General features: G+C 35.0%; 1 pseudogene. It reads left to right on the plus strand.

Annotated features, from left to right (window positions below):
* Positions 1 to 535 precede the first annotated feature (535 nt).
* Positions 536 to 821 (plus strand): annotated as a pseudogene (locus ACFIO5_RS11155) (nucleoside-diphosphate kinase); the annotation flags it as partial.

An 821-nucleotide genomic window follows, 5' to 3' on the forward strand; every position in this document is an offset into this window, starting at 1 on the left:
TTGTAATATCATTCAATACTAACATAATGAAAAATCTCCCTTGCATATTTTTAAAATAAGCGCAAGTGGATTTAATCTTTAAAGAGAGTGTGTAGTTATCATCTTTATTCTTGGTGCAAGTTGGCATCATCATTCTATTTGTCAGCTCAAAATGTTGCGTTGCGACAGCTCTTATAGACGGTTCATGAGAGGTATTTTTACTCCTTTTTTTAAGTGTTTTTATTCACATGCTCATCCACCTTGTGATTTGCAAGCGAAGGATGTTGATGAATTCACTATAAGAGGGTTTAAAATGAGAAAATCTTACAATCTTCGGGTTTTTCATTCAAGTTGAAGAAAGGTAGATAATCCTTATAAATCAATCTATTATATCTATGATGAGGCAAGAGGTTAAAATGAGATTTTTTATTGAAATCAGCGAAGAACTATACAATTCTAAAAATTGGTGCGGATTTTTTCATAGTCACTTGGCAAGAGACGTCTTGCTCGCTATAGAACGGTCAGATAATATTTATAATAAAATAAAGGTGGTCAAATGGCTGTAGAACGTACTTTTTCAATGATTAAACCAGATGCAACACGTCGTAATTGAACAGGTGCAATTACAAAAATGCTTGAAGATGCGGGGCTGCGTGTTATCGCATCTAAACGTGTGTGGATGAGCCAACGTGAAGCTGAAAAATTTTATGCTGTTCATAAAGAGCGTGCATTTTTTAGTGAATTGGTCGAACTTATGTCTTCTGGTCCAACCATTGTTCAGGTTTTAGAAGGCGAAAATGCAATAGCTAAAAATCGTGAAGTAATGGGGGCTACAAATCCTG

It is taken from the genome of Bartonella sp. AA86SXKL, assembly GCF_042196885.1.